Source organism: Pseudomonas sp. FDAARGOS_761 (assembly GCF_013343155.1).
GTDB classification, from domain to species: Bacteria; Pseudomonadota; Gammaproteobacteria; order Pseudomonadales; family Pseudomonadaceae; genus Pseudomonas; species Pseudomonas aeruginosa.
Window position 1 is genome coordinate 361,649 of sequence record NZ_CP054572.1, and the last position, 21,741, is coordinate 383,389.

Below are 21,741 nucleotides of genomic sequence, written 5' to 3' on the forward strand. Positions count from 1 at the left end.
ATCAGTTCTTTCCTTCGATGGGGCGCCAGTTCTGGCGGCCACGGGTGTTCGGACCGGGGTTCACGGTCAGGCATTCGCCCGAGGAGCAGACTTCCGGATTGCCCTGTTCGTTGGTGCTCAGCGTCAAGCCTCCCAGGCCTTTCTGCTCGGTACCGGATACCGCGACGTTCTGCTTGTTGTAGCTGTAGTCGGATTTCGAGTCCACGACGCCCTGGCGTGCCAGGTCGAACACGGTGAAGCTGGTGCGACCGCCGGTATAGGGATCGAGGCCATAGGTCCAGTTGCTGGCGCCGTCGGCACAGGGGTCATCGTTCGGGGTGATGGTTTGCAGCAGCACCACCTGGCCGATGGCGATCATGTCCTCGATCAGCATCTCGCCCTTCAGGGTGCCGTTGACCATGAAGTCCAGATACCAGCCGGACTGCTTGGTGCTGCCGTCATTGTTCAGCCAGTTGACCGGGTTCTGACTGGCGATGCGAATGGTGCGAGCGGTCGAGGCGAAGGTCGAGTCGGCCTGGAGGTCCAGTGTCTGCTGCTGCAGGTTGCCGCGCGTCAGTCGGGGTGTGCTGCCCGCGGCTTCGCCCTTGGTTTGCTGGTCCCAGATGCCGTAGAGCGTCTGGGCGCGGCTGGTATCGGCCCGGGCGTCGGCGTTCTCGAAATACTTGCCGGTACCGAAGATCACGATGTAGCCCTTGCGTGTCGGATGGCGAACCAGTGAGGGCGCGGCGGTGATCGCTTGCGCCGCGCCGGCGGAGTCGACCGCCGAATAGAGCGGCTGGCCACCGAAAGACACCCTGAAGCTCGAGGCCACCGCCGGGCCGTCGTTGGCTCGGCTGAACGGATCGTCCTGGTTGACCTTGCCGGCGATCAGGTCGAAGCGCCAGAGGTTGCCTTGCAGGTCGCCGGCGTAGGCGTAGTCGGCTACGCCGTCGCTGTTGTTGTCTGCCAGGCGAGGGCTGGATAGGCCGTTGGGTACGCCGGTCCTGCCGGTGACTTCCAGTTTGCGGGTGATGGCCCCGGTCTCCAGGTCGATGATCAGCAGCGCGGCCTTGTCGTTCAGGCTGGAATAACCGTTTCCGGTGACCACGGCCCACTTGCCGTTGTGCAGCCGGGCGACCGTGGGTTTGGGGAAGCTGTAGCCAAGGTCGGGCTCCTGGTCCACACCGATTTCCCAGAGCAGCTTGATGTTGGCGGGGTCGGTCACGTCGAGGGCGAACAGACCCTTGCCGCCGGCGCGCAGGCTGCCGATCAGCACGGTATGCCAGGCGCCGCCGAAGAAGGCGTCGGCGACCACCGGCGAACCGTCGACGTAGAACTGGTGGGCGCCGCCCTGGTAGCCGCGGGCGGTCAACTTGTGGAGCTTCTCGAAGACCGCGCTTGGGATGAAGGCGAAGGTCTCGTTACCGTCGGTATCGAAACCGTGCAGCATGCCGTCGTTGGCGCCGACGTATACCCGCGGGGCACGGGTTTTCTGTGCTTCTGCGAACGTGGAGTAGTTACCGCTGGGCTCGATCGGCTGGGCCAGGTAGGTCAGGTACTGGGCCTTGCCGACCGTCGCCGGCGAAGAGTTGATGATATCGCCGAGTATCGAGTTGCGGGTGCGGAAGTTGTCGCTGTTCTCCTTGCTGCGATCGCCACGCAGGAAGGCCACGCGGTCCTGGCCCTTGGTGTCGGCGACATCGTTGCGGTCCGGATCGCGGTTCAACTGCCGCTGCTGGGCGGCGCTGAGGCTGCTCCAGGTGAACTCCTTGAGGCCCGAGGTACCGGATCCGGCCATCATGATCTTGCGGCCAGCTCCACCGTTGGGCATCGCGTCGAGGATGCTCTGCGCGCTCCACAGCTTGGTCTGGACGGTGGCCTTGTCCTGGGTGGTCAGGCTGTAGCGGGTCAGGTCGCCAGCCCAGTTCTTGTCGCTGGCGAAGCTGGTCTGGTAGGCGAAGCGGGTCAGCTTGTCGCCAGTGTCGTCTTCCTGCAGGGACGAGCTGATGGCGGGGCGGGATGCCGGCAGGTCCTTGCCCGAAATTCGGTTGAGGATGTCCTGGAAGGCCGCGACCAGTTGGTCCGGCGAGTCGGCGCTGAAGAACTCGCCCCGGGAGTTCACTGCGGCGTGCCACAGATCGTAGACGTTGTTGGCGCTGTTGTTCGAAGCACTGGGCCAACTCAGGTTGCCAGCCACGATATCGTTGTAGCCGCCGGAAAAGGTGGAGCCTTCCCATCTCGGACTGGTGAGGCTGGTGGTCAGGCCCAGGCCCAGGGTGTAGGTCACCATGTGTTGCCAGGTCGCCGGATCGTTGCGCGGATTCCAGTACTCCGCCGAGGGATTGGCCTGGTCCGGGTAGGGAATGTACGGCTTGATGTTGTCGTCGATATCCGGCCGGGCGTCGGTGGCCCAGTAATGGAACGCCTGGTCGGCCAGGGTATTGGACGTACCGTCCCTGTAGGGTGTCTGGCTGCTGTAGCTCTTGCCATCGGGGAGGCTACGACTCGTGCTGTCGGCATTGCCTACGCTGGCCGAGTCGTTGTTCCAAAGACCGTCGGTCATCAGGATATGATAGCTGCCCCGGCAGCTGTACTCGGGCGCGGTCTGGGTCCCTGGGCGATAGGCATAGGGACCGTTGACACCGGTCTTCTTGAGAAACTCGCCTGCCCGGGTCATCGCCTGGCGCAGTGGCGTACCACCATTGACCGAAAGATTTTCCAGCCAGTTGAAGAAGTTCACCCGATGTTGACCAGTGAAGTCTCTCAGGTAGTTGTTGTAGCAGTTGCTGGAACCGCTGCCGATCTGGCAGTAGGAGTTGTTCAGCAACTGCCAACTGATCCGCGCATTTTCCGGCAGACTATAAAAGGCTAGGTTGGCGGCGGTCTGGGTAGCCAGGGCGCGGGTACGGTAGAAGGAATACCAGTTGGCAAAGTTCTGTTGCTGGTCTGCTCCGACAATATCTACACGCTTGTAACAGGATTCGTTGGTCGAGGAGCAACCGGAGCCCGAGTATTGGTAGTAGAACGCGAGTCGAGAGCTGTGCATGCTGGACTCGCTGCCCGCACTCGAGCCACCACTGTAGGAAATAGTTGGCCGGTAGTAGCGGGACAGATCCACTTGGCCCTGTTGGGTGAATCCATTGCGCCACGCTGCGGTGAAACTCGGCTTCGGATAGTCTTGGACCTGAATCTGGCCGTTGGAGAGGGTTACTTTCTTCGGCAGTTTGTACCGCGTATTCGGGTCGTAGTACATCGGGTTGAAGCTGTTCGACGCGAAGAACGTATCGTTCCCATATCTGGAAATGCTGTCTGGCGCATAGGCGAACGCCATACTGCCCGAGTCGTCGAGAGTCACCAGCATGTTCGGGGCGACGCCCTGAATCAGCATCAGCGGCTGCTGGCTGACCGACAGGGCGGCGGCGTGGGTGGTCTGGGCGGAGAGCAGGACGGCGCCGCTGAGCGCGGCTGCCAGCGAGGTCTTGCCGATCTGGTGGAGTGCCGATTTCATGCGAGGCTCGATCAGTTGGTATAGAGACGGGCGAGAACGGTCTGCAGGACGGTTTCGCTGTTGGTCTGGTTGCGCGCGACGCTATTGGTCTCGTAGTAGAAGGTGCCGATGCCGCGCATCAGGTTGCCGTATTCGGGGCTTTCCGCTTCGTTGACCTGGCCGCCCGAGGGAATGGGCAGGTTGTTCCACTGCACGCTGTAGAGCGTGCCCGCGGTGGTCGCGCTGGTGATGTCGCTGCCGCGGTAACTCATCCAGGTATTGGCGATGCCCTTCAGCACGCCGACCGGATTCTGGTGGGTGTCCGCCAGCTTCAGCTTCAGCGCGGCGAGGTCCAGCAGGCAGGGGCGGGCCACGTTGTCGGCCGTACAACCGGTGCCGGGCTCCGGCGGACGCAGGGTGTTGACGAAGCGCCGCTCGCCTTCGCGGAGTCCGGACTCGGCGGCATTCTGCAAGCGAGTCTGTTCGATGACGTTGCCGGTGATGCGGCTTTCCAGTACCACTTCGCGCATGCTCGAGACCGCCAGCAGGGTGACGATCACCAGGATCGCCAGGGCGATGACCAGCGTGGCGCCGCGCTGTTGTGCAGGGAAGTTGTTCATGGCACGAGATTCCTGAGTGTCTGGCTGCCCTTGGCGATCTGGTAGAGGCGGTCCTTGTCGTTGCCTTGCAGGCTGGTCTTGGACGAGGGGTAGAGCGTGATCCAATCGTCCAGGGTCTTGCTGTCGCCCTGGCGCAGGTTCTTGTCGCTGGCCATCAGCGCGGAGTAGCGCAGGGCACGCACCGGACGGTCGGCGATGTTGGCCTGTTCGACGAAGCTTTCCACCTCGCGTTTGCCGGCCATGGTCGGGCCGACGCCGTACTCGAGCTTGAAGTCGACCAGGCCGCTGACGATCTCCTGGCCTTTTTCCTTGATTGTCTGCGCGGAGCAGGCGAGGCTGCCGGGGACATCGGCGGTCGCGGGAACGAACAGAACGCGTGCGGTGATGGCCTGGGCGGTAGCGAAGGGATCGCTAGGGGTGGTGATCGAGTTGCCTTCGCAGTCGTAGGCTTCGCCTGGCGCCGGTTGATAGCGGTAGCAGAATCCGCTCTGGCCGGCCTTGACCACAGCGGGCACCAGGGTCGAGCCGGCTTTGAATGCCTCGCAATAGGCGGTTTTCTGCTGCGCCGGGAAGGCAAACTCGTTGGGGTCGTCCGCACGTCGACGGAAACCCACCTTGGCCAGTTGCTGGTCCAGGAACATCATGGCGAAGCGTCCGTTTTCCTGGTTGCCTGCCTGGCCTTGCTGGAACAGGTAGTTGCGCTTGTTGTCCAGGTAGATCTGGGTAATCCCGAGAATCAGGAAGCTGCTGATGGCGAGGGCCACCAGTAGTTCGATCATGGACAGGCCCGATTGCCGTCGGGAGCGGTTGTTCATGCTCATGGCTCGACCCTGAGGGTGTAGTAGCAGAGGGAGGTGTCGGCGCTGCTGTCGGCGGCGTTGACGCAGGCGCCTTGCTTGCCGCGCCAGGCCAGGCGGATTTCCAGCATGGAGCCCTTGCCGTCGCAGTCGCCCGGCTTCGAGCTGCGGCAGATGTAGTAGTCGCTCTTCAGCAGGTCGCCAGCGCCTGGCAGTTCGTTCTTCACCTGTTCCGCCCAGCATCCCAGGCGGTCCTTGATCGCGTCGGGCAATGGCGTGCAGGAGGACGGCGCGGTGGGGAACGCCGACCCCTTGGCCTTGAAGAAGTCGGATTGCGTGGCCATCTGGTCCTTGACGTCGTACAGCGCCTTCGGGCTCGCCCGCATGCTTTCCAGCAGGTTGCTGCCGAGCATGGCTGCCTTGTTGCGCTCGACCGAGTCGGCGGTGTACTGGATGGTCTTGCCCTGCATGGCGATCATGCCCAGCACGCCGATGCTGATCAGCAGCAGGGCGACCAGCACTTCGATCATGCTGAAGCCGGATTGGTACAGCGGCTTGTGCCGCGATTTCAATAGCATGACTGAGGCGCCTTGGAGGAAGGTTCGAGTTGGATCCGGCCGGCCTGGCTGATGCTCAGCACGCGGCCGCCGTCGGTCTTGCCGTTCTGGCAGATGGCGAAGGTTCGTTCCGTTGGCGGTACGAGGGTACCGTTGGCCGTGAAGGTCAGATGTTCCACGGCGCTCTTTTCCTTCGCTGTCAGCGTGGCGGCACGGAAGCCGTCGTGTTTGCGCAGGGGCGCGGCGATCGAGCCGGAGGCCAGGACACCTATGCTCAGGCCCTTGCCCCAGTCCTTGTCCTTCAGCGCCTGGATGGTGATCGCGCGCCTCTGGGACACGGCTTCGCTGCGAGCGTACTGCAGCATCGCATTGAGTTCCTCGGCGGCGCTCTGCAGTTCGTTGCGTTCTGTCAGCTGCTTGAAGCTCGGAATGGCGAAGCTCGCCATGATGGCCAGCAGGACGACGATGATCAGCAACTCGATCAGGGTGAAGCCGGTCGAGTTGGAACGATATGACATGCGGTTGCTCCAGGGGGTCTACGCCTGGAAAGCATGCCAAACGGGCCTGGGAGCGTCTTGCGGTCGTTGACGGTCGGCCCGTGGGGCAGGACAACTGGTCCATGATCATCCGGAAGTGCTGCATAGCTCACGTTTCTCCCGGTTCTCCCTGGCGCTCGCGGTACGGAGCCGGCCCTGCCGGTTGAGGATCAGTTGCCAGGCAACGGTATGCCTTCCGCAGAGCAGAAACCGCCCGTTGTGAATGTTGAGCTGGCCGCTGGGGAGGAACCTGAGGCGGTTCGAACGGTTCCAGCGGAGCCTTTCCTTCTTTGCAAGCGCGCGTCCCACGAGAAGCCGTTCCCCACCGTCTTCCGCAAGCAGCCAGCCCTCTCCCCAGTCGCTGCCGCAGTGACGGCCATCGGTCGACGGACAGAGCGTCACCGCGCGCTGGTAGGCGACGGCATGCGCTCTGCCCAGCTGGATGCTCGCACTCAGTTCGTGCAACACGCTTCGCTGGCGATTGCCGTCCAGCCAGGCTGCCATCCCGGGCAGCGCGAGGCTTCCCAGTATCCCCAGCAGAGCCAGCGCAAACAGCAGCTCAGTGAGCGTGAACGCTCTCTGCGACCTTTCGACCATGGCAGGCGGTCCTTTTGCTCGTATCATTCCGCGATGGTCGTATCTCGCCGGACTTTCCCCGTTGCCTCAATCAGCTGCGGGATGAGGCGTATGACCGACTTTTCTGCAACCCCTGTGTGATCGTGGAGGCCCTGGTGTCGGAAAGAGTTGTGGTAGTGGGCGCTGGCGTCATCGGCCTGTTGACCGCCCGGGAGCTGGCGCTTGCCGGACTGCGGGTGACCCTGGTGGAGCGGGGCGAGAGTGGGCGTGAGGCATCCTGGGCGGGGGGCGGGATCGTCTCGCCGCTCTATCCGTGGCGCTACAGCCCGGCGGTGACCGCCCTGGCGCACTGGTCGCAGGACTTCTACCCGGCCCTGGGGCAGCGTTTGCTCGACGAGACCGGGCTCGATCCCGAGGTCCATACCGTTGGCCTGTACTGGCTGGACCTGGACGACCAGACCGAGGCACTGCAGTGGGCACGCAACCACACCCGGCCGTTGAAGGAAGTGCCGATCGAGGAGGCCTACGCGGCGGTGCCCGGGCTGGGCGCGGGCTTCCAGCGGGCGGTCTACATGTCGGGCGTGGCCAATGTGCGCAATCCTCGCCTGGCGCGCTCATTGCGGGCATCCCTGCAACAATTCGCCAATCTCGAGTTGCATGAACAGACGGAGGTGCGCGGCTGGTTGCGCGACGGCGATCGAGTGGTCGGCGTGGCGACCTCGCGTGGCGAGATCCGTGGCGACAAGGTGCTGCTGGCGGCGGGCGCCTGGAGCGGCGAGTTGTTGAAGCCGCTTGGCCTGGAACTGCCCGTGGTACCGGTGAAAGGGCAGATGATCCTCTACAAGTGCGCGGCGGATTTCCTGCCGCGCATGGTGCTGGCCAAGGGGCGCTACGCGATTCCGCGGCGCGACGGCCACATCCTGATCGGCAGCACCTTGGAACATTCGGGCTTCGACAAGACGCCGACCGACGAGGCGCTGGAAAGCCTCAGGGCGTCTGCGGCAGAACTGTTGCCGGAACTGGCGGACATGCAGCCGGTGGCCCACTGGGCAGGGTTGCGCCCGGGCTCTCCCGAAGGTATCCCCTATATCGGTCCGGTGCCTGGCTTCGACGGGCTCTGGCTGAATACCGGGCACTACCGCAACGGGCTGGTGCTGGCGCCGGCGTCGTGCCGTCTGCTGGCGGATCTCATGAGCGGGCGGGAATCGATCATCGACCCGGCCCCCTACGCCCCGGCTGGTCGCCTCTGAGGAGCGAAAACCAAAAGGCCTGTCTTCGGACAGGCCTTTTCACTTTCAGTCGATGCCCAGCTTTTTCAGACGATAGCGCATCGAGCGGAACGTCAGGCCCAGGCGCTGGGCCGCGGCGGTGCGGTTCCAGCGGGTCTCCTCGAGCGCCTGCATGATCAGCTTGCGCTCGATATCTTCCAGGTAGTCCTCGAGGTTGTCGATTTCGCTCAGGCTCGCCGCGCCTTCCTGGCTGGCACCCGGCGCATCGGCCAGGCGCAGGTCGTGAGGCTGGATCTGGTCGTCTTCGCACAGGGTATAGGCGCGCTCCAGCATGTTTTCCAGCTCGCGGACGTTGCCCGGGAAGCGGTAGTTCTTCAGCTTTTCCTGTGCGTCGCCGGTCAGCCTGGCGGCCGGCAGGCCGGTGTCGCCGGCCAGGCGCTTGAGGATGCGTTCGGCGAGCAGCGGGATGTCCTCGCGGCGTTCGCGCAGCGGCGGTACGCGCAGCTCGATGACGTTGAGGCGGTAGTAGAGGTCCTGGCGGAAGCGCCCGGCGCCGACTTCGGCGGCGAGGTCCTTGTGGGTGGCGCAGAGGATGCGCACGTCGACGGCGACCTCCTGCTGGCCGCCGACCGCGCGCACGGCCTTTTCCTGGATCGCCCGGAGCAGTTTGACCTGCATGGCCATCGGCAGGTCGGCGACTTCGTCGAGGAACAGGGTGCCGCCGCTGGCGGCCTGGAACAGGCCCTGCTTGTCTTCGATAGCGCCAGTGAAGCTGCCTTTCTTGTGGCCGAAGAACTCGCTTTCCATCAGCTCGGAGGGAATCGCGCCGCAGTTCACCGGCACGAACGGCCGCTCGATACGTGGGCCCTGCTCGTGGATCAGGCGCGCCACCAGTTCCTTGCCGCTGCCGGACTCGCCACTGATGTAGACCGGCGCCTGGCTGCGCGCCAGCTTGCCAATCTGGTTGCGCAGGGCGCGCATCGGCGGCGACTCGCCGAGCAGGCGGTTGTCCACCGGCGCTTCCTCGGCTTCCGGGTTGCGCAAGCGCAGGGCGGTTGCCACCAGCTCCCGCAAGCGACCGAGGTCGACCGGTTTGGTGAGGAAGTCGAAGGCACCGGCCTTGAGCGCCTGGATCGCGGTATCCAGGCTGCCGTACGCGGTGATCATGGCCACCGGGGTCTGTGGATGGCGCTGCTGGATGTACTGGACCAGATCGAGGCCGCTGCCGTCCGGCAGGCGCATGTCGGTGAGGCACAGGTCGAACGGCTCGCGGGCCAGCAACTCGCGGGCTTCCTTGACGTTGCGGGCGCTGCGGGTGTCCAGCTTCATGCGGCCGAGAGTGATTTCCAGCAGTTCGCGGATATCCGGTTCATCGTCGACGATCAGGGCTTTTTGTCGGCTCATGCGTGCGGCTTCCGTCAGCTGAGTTTGCGCGGGTGGGCGAAGGTGATGCGGAAGCAGCCGCCGCCTTCCTCGCGATTGCGGTAGTCGATCCGTGCCTGGTTGCTCTCGCAGAGTTCGCGGGAGAGATAGAGGCCCAGGCCGGTGCCTTTGCTTTCTGTAGTAAAGAAGGGTTCGAACAGGTTGTTCAGTTTGTCCGTCGGTACGCCGGGACCGTCGTCGATGACTTCCAGCACCGGCAGGTCGCTCTCCGGGTCGCGCGCGAGGCTCAGCCAGACCTGGCCGCGCCCGTGCGCCTGGGCGCTGTAGCGAAGACCGTTCTGCACCAGGTTGCTCAGCACCTGGTTCAACTGGTGTGGGTCCATGCGGGTCTGGATGTCGCCGGCACCGAGCTGCAGGTGCAGTTGACTGTCGTTGCGCAGCCTGCCGGGATATTCGTCGACGAACCGCTGAAGCCACTCCTTCAGGTCGAGCTGCTGCGGTTCGGCCTGGCGGCGACGGGAGAGCTGCAGGACGTTCTCGATGACCAGGTTCATCCGCTTCGACTGGTCCTGGATGATCTGCGTCAGCCGTCGGTCCGGGGCATCCAGTTCCTCTGACTCCTGCAGCAGTTGGGCGGCGTGGCTGATCGCGCCCAGCGGGTTGCGGATCTCATGGGCGATGCCGGCGGTCAGGCGGCCGAGACCGGCCAGCTTCATCTGCTGCGCCTGCTGGGCGATCTGCGAAATGTCTTCGAGGAAGATCAGCACGTGCTGGTCGTCTTCGCGGTTGAGGCTGATAAAGCTGGGTTGCACCGTCGGGCCGTCCGGCACCACCTTGAGCGTCGGCGGACGGAGGCTGGGATTCAGGCGCCATTGCTTCATGCAGTGCATCAGCATCGGGCTGTGGCGGCCGAGGCTGGCGCCCTGCACGTCGTCCTGCCTGAGCAGGCCGAGGGCGGCCTGGTTGGCGAGGAGGATGGCCTGACGGCTATCGACCACGAGGATGCCGGTGCGCATGCGCTGCAGGATCAATGCGTTGAGTTCCTCCAGGTTGGCGACCGTCTCGGCGCGTTCTTCGGCCAGCGTTTCGGTTTGCTCCTGGCGCCGCACCAGGGCCTGGATCACCAGCGCGGCGGCGAAGCACAGGGTGCCGAGGCCGCCGGCCTGGACGTAGTGGTTGGTGGCGTCCGGACTACTCAGGCTGAGGAAGAAGGTCAGGTAGAGCAGGCCGAGGCTGGCCGCCGCCGCGATGACCAGGCCGATGCGCCCGCGCAGCAGGATGTTGGCAATGGCCACCGCCACCACCAGCAGGCTGCCGATGCCGCTGGGTACGCCGCCACCTGCGTAGAACAGGCCGCAAAGCATCAGCACGTCGGTGAGCGCGAGGATGAAGATCGGCAGCAATTGCCGCGACGGTGGCAGGAACAGCGCGACCAGGATGTTGAAGACCAGGTAGCACCAACTGCCGACATGGAACAGTTCAGGGTGGACGAGCTTGAGGACCTGATCTTCCAGTTCGCTGGAGATCAGCAGGACCAGTACCAGGCCGATGGTCAGGCGGTACAGGTGGTACAGACGGAGGATGCGTTGCCCCTGCTCCTCGCTCAGCCGTAGCCGTTCAGCGCGCACGGTCGCCCTGGTCCTGGCGCAGGTGCGCCTGGCTGCAATACCAGCGTTGTTCGTGGGCGAGGGCGTTGGTCTGCGGCACGTGGACGCCGCAATGGGCGCAGCGGACCATCGGCGATGCGCTCGGCTCGTCCTGCGGACGTTGCTGCTGGCGCGGAGTGGGACGGGTAAAGCGACGCCAGAGCCAGAACGCGATGGCGATCAGGGCGATCCAGAACAGGAGGCGGAAAAGGCCCATGGTGATCTCGGAGGCTGGAGAAAGCTGCAGTTTAGCCAAGCCGCCGGCTCGATCCCAGCCGGGAAGGTCCAGGCTGTGCGGCGTTTGGCGCTGGGAGAGGCATGGCGGCGGGCAAAAAGAAGGGAGGCCTGCGCCTCCCTTCGGTGTTTCGTGCGATCAGTCGAAGAGACCGAAGGTCATGTAGCTCCACCAGGAGCGGCCGGAGTCTTCGTCGTCATCGCTCTCCGGCTTCTCGTCGTCGGCGCTGTGATCCTGGTTTTCCGGCTTCAGTTCGGCGGGGATCTCCCGCTCGGCATCCTCGTACTGCTTGATCACGTCCTTGGCGGCCTGGGTTTCCATGTGCGGCGGCGGCTCGCCGCCCTCGATCAGGCCCAGGGTGGCCTTGGCCAGCCAGGAGCGGGTGTCGGCCTCGCTTTCGCGGGCGACGAACTCGCCATCCTTGAGGCTGGCGTTATCCGGATAGTTGAGCTTGAGGGTTTCCAGGCTGGTGCTGGCCAGGTCGTCGAGACCCAGGCGACGGTAGGCTTCGACCATGATCGCCAGGCCATCGCCGACGGCCGGGGTTTCCTGGAAGTTCTCCACCACGTAGCGACCGCGGTTGGCGGCGGCGACATAGGCCTGGCGCTTCAGGTAGTAGTGGCCGACGTGCACTTCGTAGGCCGCCAGCAGGTTGCGCAGGTACACCATGCGCGCCTTGGCGTCCGGGGCGTAGCGGCTGTTGGGGAAGCGGCTGGTGAGCTGGGCGAACTCGTTGAAGGAGTCGCGGGCGGCGCCCGGGTCGCGCTTGGTCATGTCCAGCGGCAGGAAGCGCGCCAGCAGGCCGCGGTCCTGGTCGAAGGAGGACAGGCCCTTGAGGTAGTAGGCGTAGTCGACGTTGGGGTGCTGCGGATGCAGGCGGATGAAGCGTTCGGCGGCGGCGCGGGCGGCTTCGGGCTCCATGTTCTTGTAGTTGGCGTAGATCAGCTCGAGCTGGGCCTGCTCGGCGTAGCGGCCGAAGGGATAGCGCGATTCGAGGGCTTTCAGCTTGGTGACGGCGCTGTTGTAGCTCTTGTTGTTGAGGTCGTCCTGCGCCTGCTGGTACAGCTGGCTCTCGCTCAGGTTCTCGTCGACAGTCTCCTTGTTCGAGGAGCAGGCTGCGGTGAGGGCGAGGATGGCGATCAGCAGCAGGTGTTTCACTTGCATGGCGGCTTGCGTCCCTGGGACGGTCGGCTTGGCCTCAACCGTCTGTTATGATTGGCGCCCCAGGCACCCCCTGGGACAAAGACCCCGTATTTAACCACAGCGCGTAGCCGATTCCAAAAGCCGCGCTGAGCATCGTCTCCTACTCATGTCCGATATGATTCAACGCGCGGCCGAGGTGCCGTTCGAGCTGGGTGGCCAGCGTCTCGACCAGATCGCCGCCCAGCTTTTTCCCGAACACTCCCGCTCCCGTCTGGCCGGCTGGATCAAGGACGGTCGCCTGACCGTCGACGGCGCCGTGCTGCGCCCGCGCGACATCGTCCACAGCGGCGCGCAACTGGTCCTGGAGGCCGAGCAGGAAGCCCAGGGCGAGTGGCTCGCACAGGACATCGAGCTGGAAATCGTCTACGAGGACGAGCACATCCTGGTGATCGACAAGCCCGCCGGCCTGGTGGTCCATCCGGCTGCCGGCCATCAGGACGGCACCCTGCTGAATGCCTTGCTCTACCATGTCCCGGACATCGCCAATGTGCCGCGCGCCGGGATCGTCCACCGCCTGGACAAGGACACGACCGGCCTGATGGTAGTGGCCAAGACGCTGGAGGCCCACACCAAGCTGGTGGCGCAACTGCAGGCACGGTCGGTCAGCCGCATCTACGAGGCGATCGTGATCGGCGTGATCACCTCCGGCGGCACCATCGATGCGCCGATCGGACGGCATGGCGTGCAGCGGCAGAAGATGGCGGTGGTCGACGCCGGCAAGGTGGCGGTCAGCCATTACCGCGTGCTGGAACGCTTCCGTGCGCACACCCATACCCGGGTCAAGCTGGAGACCGGGCGTACCCACCAGATCCGCGTGCACATGAGCCATATTGGCTATCCCCTGGTCGGCGATCCGGTCTACGGTGGGCGCTTCAGGATTCCCCCGGTGGCCAGCCAGACCCTGGTCCAGACTCTTCGCGAATTCCCCCGGCAGGCGCTGCACGCGCGCTTCCTCGAACTGGATCACCCGGCCACCGGCGTGCGCATGAAGTGGGAGTCGCCGCTGCCGGAAGACTTCCTCTGGCTGCTCAGCCTGTTGCGCCAGGATCGCGAGGCGTTCGTCGGATGAACGCCTGGCTGACCCCCGACTGGCCGGCGCCGGCCCGTGTGCGGGCCTGCGTGACCACGCGCAGTGGCGGGGTCAGCCAGGCACCCTTCGACAGTCTGAACCTTGGCGCCCACGTCGACGACGATCCGCGCGCCGTGGAAGAAAACCGCCGACGCCTGACCGAGCGTCTGGAATGCCGGCCGAGCTGGTTGGAACAGGTGCACGGAGTGACGGTGGTGGAGGCCGACCCGAACCGGGTGCTCAGGGCCGACGCCAGCTGGAGCGCGACGCCGGGCGTCGCCTGTACGATCATGACCGCCGACTGCCTGCCGGCGTTGTTCTGCGACCGCTCGGGCACCCGCGTGGCCGCGGCCCATGCCGGCTGGCGCGGGCTGGCGGCGGGCGTGCTGGAGGCGACGGTGGACAGCCTGGGCGTGCCCGGCGACGAACTGCTGGTCTGGCTGGGGCCGGCGATCGGCCCGCAGGCCTTCGAGGTCGGCGGCGAGGTCCGCGATGCATTCGTCGCTGCGCACGCCGAGGCGCGCTCGGCTTTCGTACCTAGCGCCAATCCGGGCCGCTTCATGGCCGACATCTACCGACTCGCGCGGATCCGCCTGGGCGCCCATGGCGTCACCGCCGTGCATGGCGGCGGCTTCTGCACCTTCAGCGATACCGCGCGCTTCTATTCCTACCGCCGCTCGTCGCGTACCGGCCGTTTTGCCAGCCTGGTCTGGCTCCAGGACTAGGCCCGCGCAGGTTATCCGGCGGCAACTGACCGATGTCACGGTCCGGTCGCTTGAACCGCGGAAAATCGCCCTTATCTACTGAGTCATCTCGGCGGGCTTTTCTTCATCAGGGACACCCATCGTTCCGGCCCGCTCTATAGAAGGAAGGACGACCCATGCGAATAGACCGTTTGACCAGCAAGCTGCAACTGGCGCTCTCCGACGCCCAGTCCCTGGCCGTTGGCCATGACCATCCGGCCATCGAGCCGGTGCACCTGCTTTCCGCCCTGCTCGAGCAGCAAGGCGGCTCGATCAAGCCCCTGCTGATGCAGGTCGGCTTCGATATCGCCGCCCTGCGCAGCGGCCTCAACAAAGAACTCGACGCGCTGCCGAAGATCCAGAGCCCGACCGGCGACGTGAACCTGTCCCAGGATCTCGCACGCCTGCTCAACCAGGCTGACCGCCTGGCCCAGCAGAAGGGCGACCAGTTCATCTCCAGCGAGCTGGTATTGCTGGCCGCGATGGACGAGAACACCAGGCTCGGCAAGCTGCTGCTCGGCCAGGGCGTGTCGCGCAAGGCGCTGGAGAATGCCGTGGCCAACCTGCGCGGCGGCGAAGCGGTGAACGACCCGAACGTCGAGGAGTCGCGCCAGGCGCTGGACAAGTACACCGTCGACATGACCAAGCGCGCCGAGGAAGGCAAGCTCGACCCGGTGATCGGTCGCGACGACGAGATCCGCCGGACCATCCAGGTCCTGCAGCGGCGGACCAAGAACAACCCGGTGTTGATCGGCGAACCCGGCGTCGGCAAGACCGCCATCGTCGAGGGCCTGGCCCAGCGCATCATCAACGGCGAAGTGCCGGACGGCCTCAAGGACAAGCGCCTGCTGGCCCTGGACATGGGGGCGCTGATCGCCGGTGCCAAGTTCCGCGGCGAGTTCGAGGAACGCCTGAAGGCGGTCCTGAACGAACTGGGCAAGCAGGAAGGCCGGGTCATCCTGTTCATCGACGAACTGCACACCATGGTCGGCGCCGGCAAGGCGGAAGGCGCCATGGACGCCGGCAACATGCTCAAGCCGGCTCTGGCGCGCGGCGAGCTGCACTGCGTCGGTGCTACTACCCTCGACGAGTATCGCCAGTACATCGAGAAGGATGCTGCGCTGGAGCGCCGCTTCCAGAAGGTGCTGGTGGACGAGCCGAGCGAGGAAGACACCATCGCCATCCTCCGTGGCCTCAAGGAACGCTATGAAGTGCACCACGGGGTGAGCATCACCGACGGCGCGATCATCGCCGCGGCCAAGCTGTCGCACCGCTACATCACCGATCGGCAACTGCCGGACAAGGCCATCGACCTGATCGACGAGGCCGCCAGCCGCATCCGCATGGAGATCGACTCCAAGCCGGAGGAACTGGATCGTCTCGACCGTCGGCTGATCCAGCTGAAGATCGAGCGCGAGGCGCTGAAGAAGGAAGACGACGAAGCCACCAGGAAGCGCCTGGCCAAGCTGGAGGAGGATATCGTCAAGCTCGAGCGCGAATACGCCGACCTCGAGGAGATCTGGAAGTCCGAGAAGGCCGAGGTGCAGGGCTCGGCGCAGATCCAGCAGAAGATCGAGCAGGCCAAGCAGGAGATGGAGGCAGCGCGGCGCAAGGGCGACCTCGAGAGCATGGCGCGCATCCAGTACCAGACCATCCCGGACCTGGAACGCAGCCTGCAGATGGTCGACCAGCACGGCAAGACCGAGAACCAGTTGCTGCGCAACAAGGTGACCGACGAGGAAATCGCCGAAGTGGTTTCCAAGTGGACCGGTATCCCGGTGTCGAAGATGCTCGAGGGCGAGCGCGAGAAGCTGCTGCGCATGGAGCAGGAGCTGCATCGGCGAGTGATCGGCCAGGACGAGGCGGTAGTCGCCGTGTCCAACGCCGTGCGCCGTTCGCGCGCCGGCCTCGCCGATCCGAACCGGCCGAGCGGCTCGTTCCTCTTCCTCGGCCCGACCGGGGTGGGCAAGACCGAGTTGTGCAAGGCGCTGGCCGAGTTCCTCTTCGATACCGAGGAGGCGCTGGTGCGGATAGATATGTCCGAGTTCATGGAGAAACACTCGGTGGCCCGCCTGATCGGCGCGCCTCCGGGCTACGTCGGCTTCGAGGAAGGCGGCTACCTGACCGAGGCGATCCGCCGCAAGCCCTACTCGGTGGTGCTGCTGGACGAGGTGGAGAAGGCCCATCCGGATGTATTCAACATTCTCCTCCAGGTGCTCGAGGACGGACGCCTGACCGACAGTCACGGGCGTACGGTGGACTTCCGCAACACCGTGGTGGTGATGACCTCCAACCTCGGTTCGGCGCAGATCCAGGAGCTGGCCGGCGACCGCGAGGCGCAACGTGCCGCAGTGATGGACGCGGTCAATGCGCACTTCCGTCCGGAATTCATCAACCGGATCGACGAAGTGGTGGTGTTCGAGCCGCTGGCTCGCGAGCAGATCGCCGGCATCGCCGAGATCCAGCTCGGTCGCCTGCGCAAGCGCCTGGCCGAGCGCGAGCTGAGCCTGGAACTGAGCCAGGAGGCGCTGGACAAGCTGATTGCCGTCGGCTTCGACCCGGTCTATGGCGCACGCCCGCTGAAGCGGGCCATCCAGCGCTGGATCGAGAACCCGCTGGCGCAACTGATCCTGGCCGGCAAATTCGCGCCGGGTGCCAGTATCTCGGCGAAGGTGGAAGGCGACGAGATCGTCTTCGCCTGACCTCTTCGGGGGCGGACAGGGAAAGCCCCGCTTCGGCGGGGCTTTTTCATGGGCGTCCGGTAGGCGCGAGAGCGCTGCCGCATGCAGTGGAAGGGCCGTTTTGTCGCTCGTGGAAAAAGAAGAAAAACTTTTTGGATCAGAGGGTTGACATGCCCGCGCGCATCCGTAAAATGGCGCGCCTCTGAGACGCGAATCCAGCAACACCGGAAGCGTCCAGGGTTGGAAGAAAGACGTTCCGCGATAGCTCAGTCGGTAGAGCAAATGACTGTTAATCATTGGGTCCCTGGTTCGAGTCCAGGTCGCGGAGCCAACTTCCAATCGGGGTATAGCGCAGTCCGGTAGCGCGCCTGCTTTGGGAGCAGGATGTCGGGAGTTCGAATCTCTCTACCCCGACCACCTCATACTTGGGTCGTTAGCTCAGTCGGTAGAGCAGTTGGCTTTTAACCAATTGGTCGTAGGTTCGAATCCTACACGACCCACCATTTTCCAAGGGGCGAGTTGCGTAGGTCTAGGAAGGGGGTGTTGCACCGTTCTAGCCTTGCAGCCGTCTGGGCCGAACATTAGGCCCGCATTGACGTGATGTCAATATGGAATAGCCCGCCTTTCAAGGTGGGCTTTTCTGTTTCTAAAGCCCTGAAACCACTCTGCAGGCGTAGCAATGCACCCCCGACGTAATCAGCGATTACAGAGGGTACTGTGGTATTGGCCTTGAAATTGCGCGGCTCTGCCAACATGCAGGCGCTGGAATCCAGGCGCTCTCGGTAATTCCAGATTCTTCCTACAGGCCTAGCGATCTGCTGGGAGGCGCGGCTACCTTTCGTCCGGTAGCCGGCCCCTCAGTACCGGTATCGCTAGGCGAGACTGCTTCGGGCGGCAGATCCCCATCCACCAGATCCGCTTGTTGCAGCGGGAGCCGCGGATGCCGAGGCGGCACGGTTCGATAAGTGTTGAGCCATCAGAGTGAACAGCACGCTTTGCTCGAAGGTGTCAGGTGGCTGTGGTAGCGCTTCTGCTTCCCACGCGGTTGGACCTCCCTGAATGCCTGTCCCTGGCGTGTGCTCCACTGGTTCTGCAGGCTCTGTCCTGACCTCCGGTGGCGGCGCTTCACTCACTCGAGCGAGAGGTTGCCCGCATGGCTTCGGTTTGGCAGAGGCTTGCGGGGAGCCGCTGTAATCCACCTTCCTGACATTCTCCAGCGCGCCTTGGGCCAGGCTTCTAGCATGCAGCACGGCACGCATGTGATCGTAGTCGGCCTCGATGTAGCTCATCGTGGTCTGGATATTCGAGTGGTTGAGCAGGCACTTCGTGAGGTGGATGTTCCGCTCGGGTGCCTTCATCAAGTCGGTGGCCAGGGTGTGCCGGAAACGGTGCGGGGTCATCCGCACCCCAACCTTCTCGGTCAACTTCCGGTACATGGCTTCGACCTGGTCGGAGTTCATCACCTTGCTCTTGTAGTGCGGTGAGAACCGGTTGACGTTGAACAACTGGTCGTCATCGGCGAATCCGGCTCTATCGGCCTCTTGCAGGAGCCTCGATAGGTGAGGCACAAGCCCCTCCGTTATTGGCACTACGAACTCTTTGTGAGTCTTCTCAGTCTCGCCGCGGATGAGGATCAGTTGATTATCCCAGTCGATATCGCGCTTGCGGATGCACAGCAGCGCATTCAACCGGATGCCGGTGTAGTAGAAGACCTCGAACGTGCAAAGCCAGAACCAGGCGGGTGTGATCCGTGCGCGTTCGCCGGTGCAGCGCTCGGCGCCGTCCTGCATGTTGAGCCAATTGCGGGCGCGCAGGATGGCTTCGGCGGCGACGGTTTTGCTTGCTCGCCTGGGGGGAATGACGGTGGTCTTTCTGAACGGGTTGACTTGGGAATGTGTCACCAGCTCGTGCTCGATGGCATAGCCCCAGATCGTTCGCAGATGATTCGAATACGTGTTCCAGCTCCGCTTCGACAGGCCTTGTTCCAGTACCTTGCGCCGCCATCCCAGGACAGCCCTGTGGTCCACGTTCTGTACGGTTGCCGTAGGACCGAAGTGCTTGAGCAGCGCCTTGGTCGCGGCGCGGTAGATCTTCGCGCTGGCTTCCCGGAGATCGTGCGCGAAGATGTACTCCTCGGTGAGCTGCTGCGGCGTCATTCCACACCTCCTTCGGCATCGGTGATGACCGTGAGGCTTGGGTTGTCCAGAGGCTGCTCAGGGAACAGCAATTTGGGATCCTGGAGCAGGTAGGCCTTGAGCTCTTTCGTCTTGCGAGGACCAGAAACCTTGATGGTCCAGATGTTCAGGTTTTTACTGGTCTTTCGGTGAAGACCTTGTTTCTCGAACGCGCGCTGCACCAGCTTCCAGCCGGCGGTCTCTTTGGCCTGGGCCAGCTTTTCAACCTCCGGATGCTCCTGGACATAACGCTTGAAGATTCCTGGCGTGACGAGCATGGCGGTCCCGTCGACGGTATGCACCAAAGCCTTGGTGTCGTTGATGAACAGGCGACGGGCCGCGATGCCAGATTTCATCCAGCCAACGAATCCCTGTCCCAGATCAGTGCTTCTGCTAGGCATAAATACATCTTCAATTGCTTCAGGAGCGCAATCTGTTGGCTCCTTGATCCCTAGTGGCTGCCGTAGGTTCTCCTCCCCGCGAGTATTCGTAGGAGAAGCAGCCGATGAGTCGTGGCTAGTGTCTAGCTCTTCTGGTGGCGAAGTGATATTACCAAGAAGCGCGTACAAATCGCCTGTTTCTTCCTGGTCATCAGTTGAGGGCTTCGCAATCGCCCGCATTTCGTTTGACGGTTTCGCAACACTCGGCGCAGGTTGGCGGAGCGTCATCTTGGCTTCTGGTGCTTGCTGCTGTTCAACCGGTTCGTTGGGAATTTCACAGGTCGTTTCTGACTTTTCCGTTGAGGCGGTTCCATCTTCAACGACCAGTGATCCGCTGTAGGGTGAGGGGCGCTCGGCAGCATCTGTCCAGATCAAGGCTGGAGCAATCTTGAGTAGCGTGAACTTGTTTCTCCATCCAGCACCGTTGTCTACCGTGGCCGTCCAGATGGCCTTGTCCTCGGCATTTGTCTGAATGACGGCTTGGTCCTGGAGCATGTTGAAGAACGGCGCGTTGGAGGAGGGCACCCTCTCGATACCCTGGGCCAGCAGGTAGGCTCTCAGTTGATCGGCTGCAGGCTTGCTCACCAGCCAGAGTGCGTCCTGGGTCAGCCATCCATCGGACGGGCCGCTAGGTTGATTCAACTTGAACTTGTCCTTCACCAAGAAGCGAAGGCCGTCTGCCAACTGCCGCTGCAGCGACTGCTTCGGTGCAGCCAGAGCTCGATCCGGATTGCCTCCTAGCTCCTGTGCAACTGAGGCCTGGTCTGCCTTCACGATGATCTCGCCGAGGATCCCGGCGTGCTCGTACTGCCCAGCGAACAGGTAGATCAATTGAGCCCACAGCTCTGGAAAGCGGCTGAGCCAATCGAGTGCAGTGCGCGGTAGCAGTTGGTGGATGAGGAGTGCTGAGGCAGCGCCGTGGAGCTGGTATTCGCGGGACTTCACGTACTTGAAACGGTATGGCTGGTTGATCGGTCCGTTCCAAGGGTGCCAGGTGCTGCCGTCCTGTAGCTCAACCTGCAGGTCGACGACGATCTTGCCTATGTCGTGAGCCAGGGCGCCATACGCCGCGGCGGCCGACCAGGCTTCAGCCTGGGCTGACTGTGACTCCGGCGCTGCGCCGATCGGGAGCAGGTAGGTCTGCCGTACCTTGAGTGCGTAGGCCACGATCTCCAGGCCGTGATCGATCATCCCGCCTGGATGGGCATGGTGATGGTTTTCCGAAGCAGGGAGTTGCTGGACCAGCTCGGCATAGTTGGCCAATGGCCGCCGGTAGATCTCCTCGAATTGCTGCTTGGACAGCGAGGCACGCTGCCAGATATTCTCCAGTAGCTGCCGGCGCCGAGGCGTGCCGAGCAGTTCCATGCTGCTCAGAGGAGGGAGGAATCCCCCTGGGGCAGCTTTGGTTGTTGGGGTGGGGGACGGCTTCCTGGATATCCAGGAAAGGAGTTGAAACATGGGAGGCTCCATGACGATTCATGGAGCGGGCTTTTCCGCTAGATCAGGGGCTGGCAACAACGATAAAACAACGGTAGCGGAGAAGGGTATTTTGTTGGCAATGTGCCATCCTCATGCAGGGTCTCGCTATCTTTTCAGCATACATCATTGAGGTGCATGGCGATTTCGAGTGCATGTAAATCCGAGCCCGATGCTGACTGGCAGCAAGCGGCCAAAAGCGGTCACCCGCTAATGGCCGTATCGATTAGAAGGGGAGCAAAACCACATTCAAATATATTGAATTGATGGACATTGCGAAAAATTTGAAGAAAATGAACATCGGATCGGATACTTCCATCGCATATTTCCTACCCTCTGAATAATAAATACACTCTCACTACGGTGCTATCCTATGACACTCCTGATCTATCGCCCTGCCAAGCCCGATGACGCTGCCTTGTGTATAAATATCCGAGGCTTAACGCGAGAAAATGCATTTTCAGAAGAAGAGTTGCGTGAACTCGGTATTACTGTCGAATCTTGGAGCAAGGGTATCCAAGATGGCAGTTGCCCTGGTTTCATTGCCTCTGCGGAAGGGCAGATGATTGGCTATTGTTTTGGAGATCGAGACACTGGTGAAATTGTCGTTTTGGCCCTATTACCTGAATACGAAGGTCAAGGAGTCGGCAAAAGGCTGCTCGCGATGGTGATCGAGGAACTAAAAAAACATGAGTTTCATCGCCTATTTTTGTCTTGCTCCAGTGATCCCAACGTTCGTTCTTATGGCTTCTACCGACGCCTAGGATGGAGCCCGACAGGAGAAAAGGATGAGTACGGTGATGAAGTCCTTGAAATAAAGTTAAAACATTATTGAGATTTGCCAAACAGACTTCAGCTCTAACAGTCGTGGGCGGTAGGGCGAGTGAATTGCGTCTGAGCGTCTGCTATG

At 63.0% G+C, this 21,741-nt stretch carries 17 protein-coding genes and 3 tRNA genes; 8 read left to right on the top strand and 12 right to left on the bottom strand.

What is annotated here, in order from left to right:
- Position 1: 1 nt before the first annotated feature.
- From pilY1 to FOC67_RS01710, 6 genes are all read right to left on the bottom strand, one after another.
- Complete coding sequence (gene pilY1, locus FOC67_RS01685) at positions 2-3,487, bottom strand: type 4a pilus biogenesis protein PilY1 (protein WP_009316264.1); 3,486 nt, start codon at positions 3,485-3,487, stop codon at positions 2-4.
- A gap of 11 nt (positions 3,488-3,498) precedes the next feature.
- Positions 3,499-4,086: a type 4a pilus minor pilin PilX gene (gene pilX / locus FOC67_RS01690; RefSeq protein ID WP_009316265.1), complete on the bottom strand. Its 588-nt coding sequence runs from the start codon at positions 4,084-4,086 to the stop codon at positions 3,499-3,501.
- Positions 4,083-4,907, bottom strand: coding sequence for a type 4a pilus minor pilin PilW (gene pilW, locus FOC67_RS01695; protein WP_003119422.1), 825 nt, complete (start codon positions 4,905-4,907; stop codon positions 4,083-4,085). Before pilW ends, pilX begins: the two co-directional genes overlap by 4 nt.
- Complete coding sequence (pilV, locus tag FOC67_RS01700) at positions 4,904-5,461, bottom strand: type 4a pilus minor pilin PilV (RefSeq protein WP_003094697.1); 558 nt, start codon at positions 5,459-5,461, stop codon at positions 4,904-4,906. Before pilV ends, pilW begins: the two co-directional genes overlap by 4 nt.
- Positions 5,452-5,958, bottom strand: coding sequence for a Tfp pilus assembly protein FimT/FimU (locus FOC67_RS01705; RefSeq protein ID WP_003094696.1), 507 nt, complete (start codon positions 5,956-5,958; stop codon positions 5,452-5,454). The genes pilV and FOC67_RS01705 overlap by 10 nt, the downstream gene beginning before the upstream one ends.
- Positions 5,959-6,063: 105 nt before the next feature.
- Positions 6,064-6,573, bottom strand: a complete 510-nt coding sequence (locus tag FOC67_RS01710) for a Tfp pilus assembly protein FimT/FimU (RefSeq protein WP_009316266.1) — start codon at positions 6,571-6,573, stop codon at positions 6,064-6,066.
- A 134-nt stretch (positions 6,574-6,707) separates the two neighbouring features.
- Here FOC67_RS01710 and thiO point away from each other — a divergent pair, with 134 nt between their 5' ends.
- Complete coding sequence (thiO, locus tag FOC67_RS01715) at positions 6,708-7,802, top strand: glycine oxidase ThiO (protein ID WP_009316267.1); 1,095 nt, start codon at positions 6,708-6,710, stop codon at positions 7,800-7,802.
- A gap of 45 nt (positions 7,803-7,847) precedes the next feature.
- Here thiO and pilR read toward each other — a convergent pair whose 3' ends face one another.
- From pilR to FOC67_RS01735, 4 genes are all read right to left on the bottom strand, one after another.
- Positions 7,848-9,185 (bottom strand): two-component system response regulator PilR, encoded by a 1,338-nt coding sequence (gene pilR / locus FOC67_RS01720; protein WP_003094694.1) that lies wholly within the window; start codon positions 9,183-9,185, stop codon positions 7,848-7,850.
- 14 nt (positions 9,186-9,199) lie between these two features.
- A complete protein-coding gene (gene pilS, locus FOC67_RS01725; RefSeq protein ID WP_009316268.1) occupies positions 9,200-10,792 on the bottom strand; it encodes a two-component system sensor histidine kinase PilS in 1,593 nt (530 codons plus the stop codon).
- Entirely contained in the window at positions 10,782-11,027 is a 246-nt protein-coding gene (locus FOC67_RS01730) for a PP0621 family protein (protein WP_009316269.1), read from the bottom strand. The genes pilS and FOC67_RS01730 overlap by 11 nt, the downstream gene beginning before the upstream one ends.
- Positions 11,028-11,183: 156 nt before the next feature.
- Entirely contained in the window at positions 11,184-12,209 is a 1,026-nt protein-coding gene (locus tag FOC67_RS01735; protein WP_003102590.1) for an outer membrane protein assembly factor BamD, read from the bottom strand.
- Between the two features lie 145 nt (positions 12,210-12,354).
- Here FOC67_RS01735 and rluD point away from each other — a divergent pair, with 145 nt between their 5' ends.
- The 6 genes from rluD (at position 12,355) to FOC67_RS01765 (ending at position 17,244) form a co-directional block, all read left to right on the top strand.
- Positions 12,355-13,317, top strand: a complete 963-nt coding sequence (gene rluD, locus FOC67_RS01740; protein WP_003094686.1) for a 23S rRNA pseudouridine(1911/1915/1917) synthase RluD — start codon at positions 12,355-12,357, stop codon at positions 13,315-13,317.
- On the top strand, positions 13,314-14,042 hold the full coding sequence (gene pgeF, locus FOC67_RS01745) for a peptidoglycan editing factor PgeF (RefSeq protein ID WP_009316270.1): 729 nt from the start codon (positions 13,314-13,316) through the stop codon (positions 14,040-14,042). The genes rluD and pgeF overlap by 4 nt, the downstream gene beginning before the upstream one ends.
- A gap of 155 nt (positions 14,043-14,197) precedes the next feature.
- The gene (clpB, locus tag FOC67_RS01750; RefSeq protein ID WP_003094682.1) at positions 14,198-16,762 is read left to right on the top strand and encodes an ATP-dependent chaperone ClpB; all 2,565 of its coding nucleotides are present in this window, start codon (positions 14,198-14,200) and stop codon (positions 16,760-16,762) included.
- A 234-nt stretch (positions 16,763-16,996) separates the two neighbouring features.
- Positions 16,997-17,072 (top strand) — tRNA-Asn (locus FOC67_RS01755).
- Between the two features lie 9 nt (positions 17,073-17,081).
- Positions 17,082-17,158: transfer RNA gene (locus FOC67_RS01760), tRNA-Pro, on the top strand.
- Positions 17,159-17,168: 10 nt separating this feature from the next.
- Positions 17,169-17,244: transfer RNA gene (locus tag FOC67_RS01765), tRNA-Lys, on the top strand.
- A 369-nt stretch (positions 17,245-17,613) separates the two neighbouring features.
- On the opposite strand, the gene xerC is transcribed toward FOC67_RS01765, so the two are convergent.
- A complete protein-coding gene (gene xerC / locus FOC67_RS01770) occupies positions 17,614-18,897 on the bottom strand; it encodes a tyrosine recombinase XerC (RefSeq protein WP_009316271.1) in 1,284 nt (427 codons plus the stop codon).
- The gene (gene mobH, locus FOC67_RS01775) at positions 18,894-20,813 is read right to left on the bottom strand and encodes a MobH family relaxase (protein WP_009316272.1); all 1,920 of its coding nucleotides are present in this window, start codon (positions 20,811-20,813) and stop codon (positions 18,894-18,896) included. The genes xerC and mobH overlap by 4 nt, the downstream gene beginning before the upstream one ends.
- 391 nt (positions 20,814-21,204) lie before the next feature.
- On the opposite strand from mobH, the gene FOC67_RS01780 reads away from it, so the two are divergent.
- The gene (locus FOC67_RS01780) at positions 21,205-21,666 is read left to right on the top strand and encodes a GNAT family N-acetyltransferase (RefSeq protein ID WP_083842358.1); all 462 of its coding nucleotides are present in this window, start codon (positions 21,205-21,207) and stop codon (positions 21,664-21,666) included.
- Positions 21,667-21,741: the final 75 nt, after the last annotated feature.

Coding starts and splice junctions, on each gene's coding strand:
- clpB (WP_003094682.1), top strand. CDS start 14,198: ATGCGAATAGACCGTTTGACCAGCAAGCTGCAACTGGCGCTCTCCGAC.
- pilY1 (WP_009316264.1), bottom strand. CDS start 3,487: ATGAAATCGGCACTCCACCAGATCGGCAAGACCTCGCTGGCAGCCGCG.
- pilW (WP_003119422.1), bottom strand. CDS start 4,907: ATGAGCATGAACAACCGCTCCCGACGGCAATCGGGCCTGTCCATGATC.
- pilV (WP_003094697.1), bottom strand. CDS start 5,461: ATGCTATTGAAATCGCGGCACAAGCCGCTGTACCAATCCGGCTTCAGC.
- rluD (WP_003094686.1), top strand. CDS start 12,355: ATGTCCGATATGATTCAACGCGCGGCCGAGGTGCCGTTCGAGCTGGGT.
- FOC67_RS01705 (WP_003094696.1), bottom strand. CDS start 5,958: ATGTCATATCGTTCCAACTCGACCGGCTTCACCCTGATCGAGTTGCTG.
- FOC67_RS01710 (WP_009316266.1), bottom strand. CDS start 6,573: ATGGTCGAAAGGTCGCAGAGAGCGTTCACGCTCACTGAGCTGCTGTTT.
- pilX (WP_009316265.1), bottom strand. CDS start 4,086: ATGAACAACTTCCCTGCACAACAGCGCGGCGCCACGCTGGTCATCGCC.
- FOC67_RS01735 (WP_003102590.1), bottom strand. CDS start 12,209: ATGCAAGTGAAACACCTGCTGCTGATCGCCATCCTCGCCCTCACCGCA.
- FOC67_RS01730 (WP_009316269.1), bottom strand. CDS start 11,027: ATGGGCCTTTTCCGCCTCCTGTTCTGGATCGCCCTGATCGCCATCGCG.
- pgeF (WP_009316270.1), top strand. CDS start 13,314: ATGAACGCCTGGCTGACCCCCGACTGGCCGGCGCCGGCCCGTGTGCGG.
- xerC (WP_009316271.1), bottom strand. CDS start 18,897: ATGACGCCGCAGCAGCTCACCGAGGAGTACATCTTCGCGCACGATCTC.
- mobH (WP_009316272.1), bottom strand. CDS start 20,813: ATGTTTCAACTCCTTTCCTGGATATCCAGGAAGCCGTCCCCCACCCCA.
- pilR (WP_003094694.1), bottom strand. CDS start 9,185: ATGAGCCGACAAAAAGCCCTGATCGTCGACGATGAACCGGATATCCGC.
- FOC67_RS01780 (WP_083842358.1), top strand. CDS start 21,205: ATGACACTCCTGATCTATCGCCCTGCCAAGCCCGATGACGCTGCCTTG.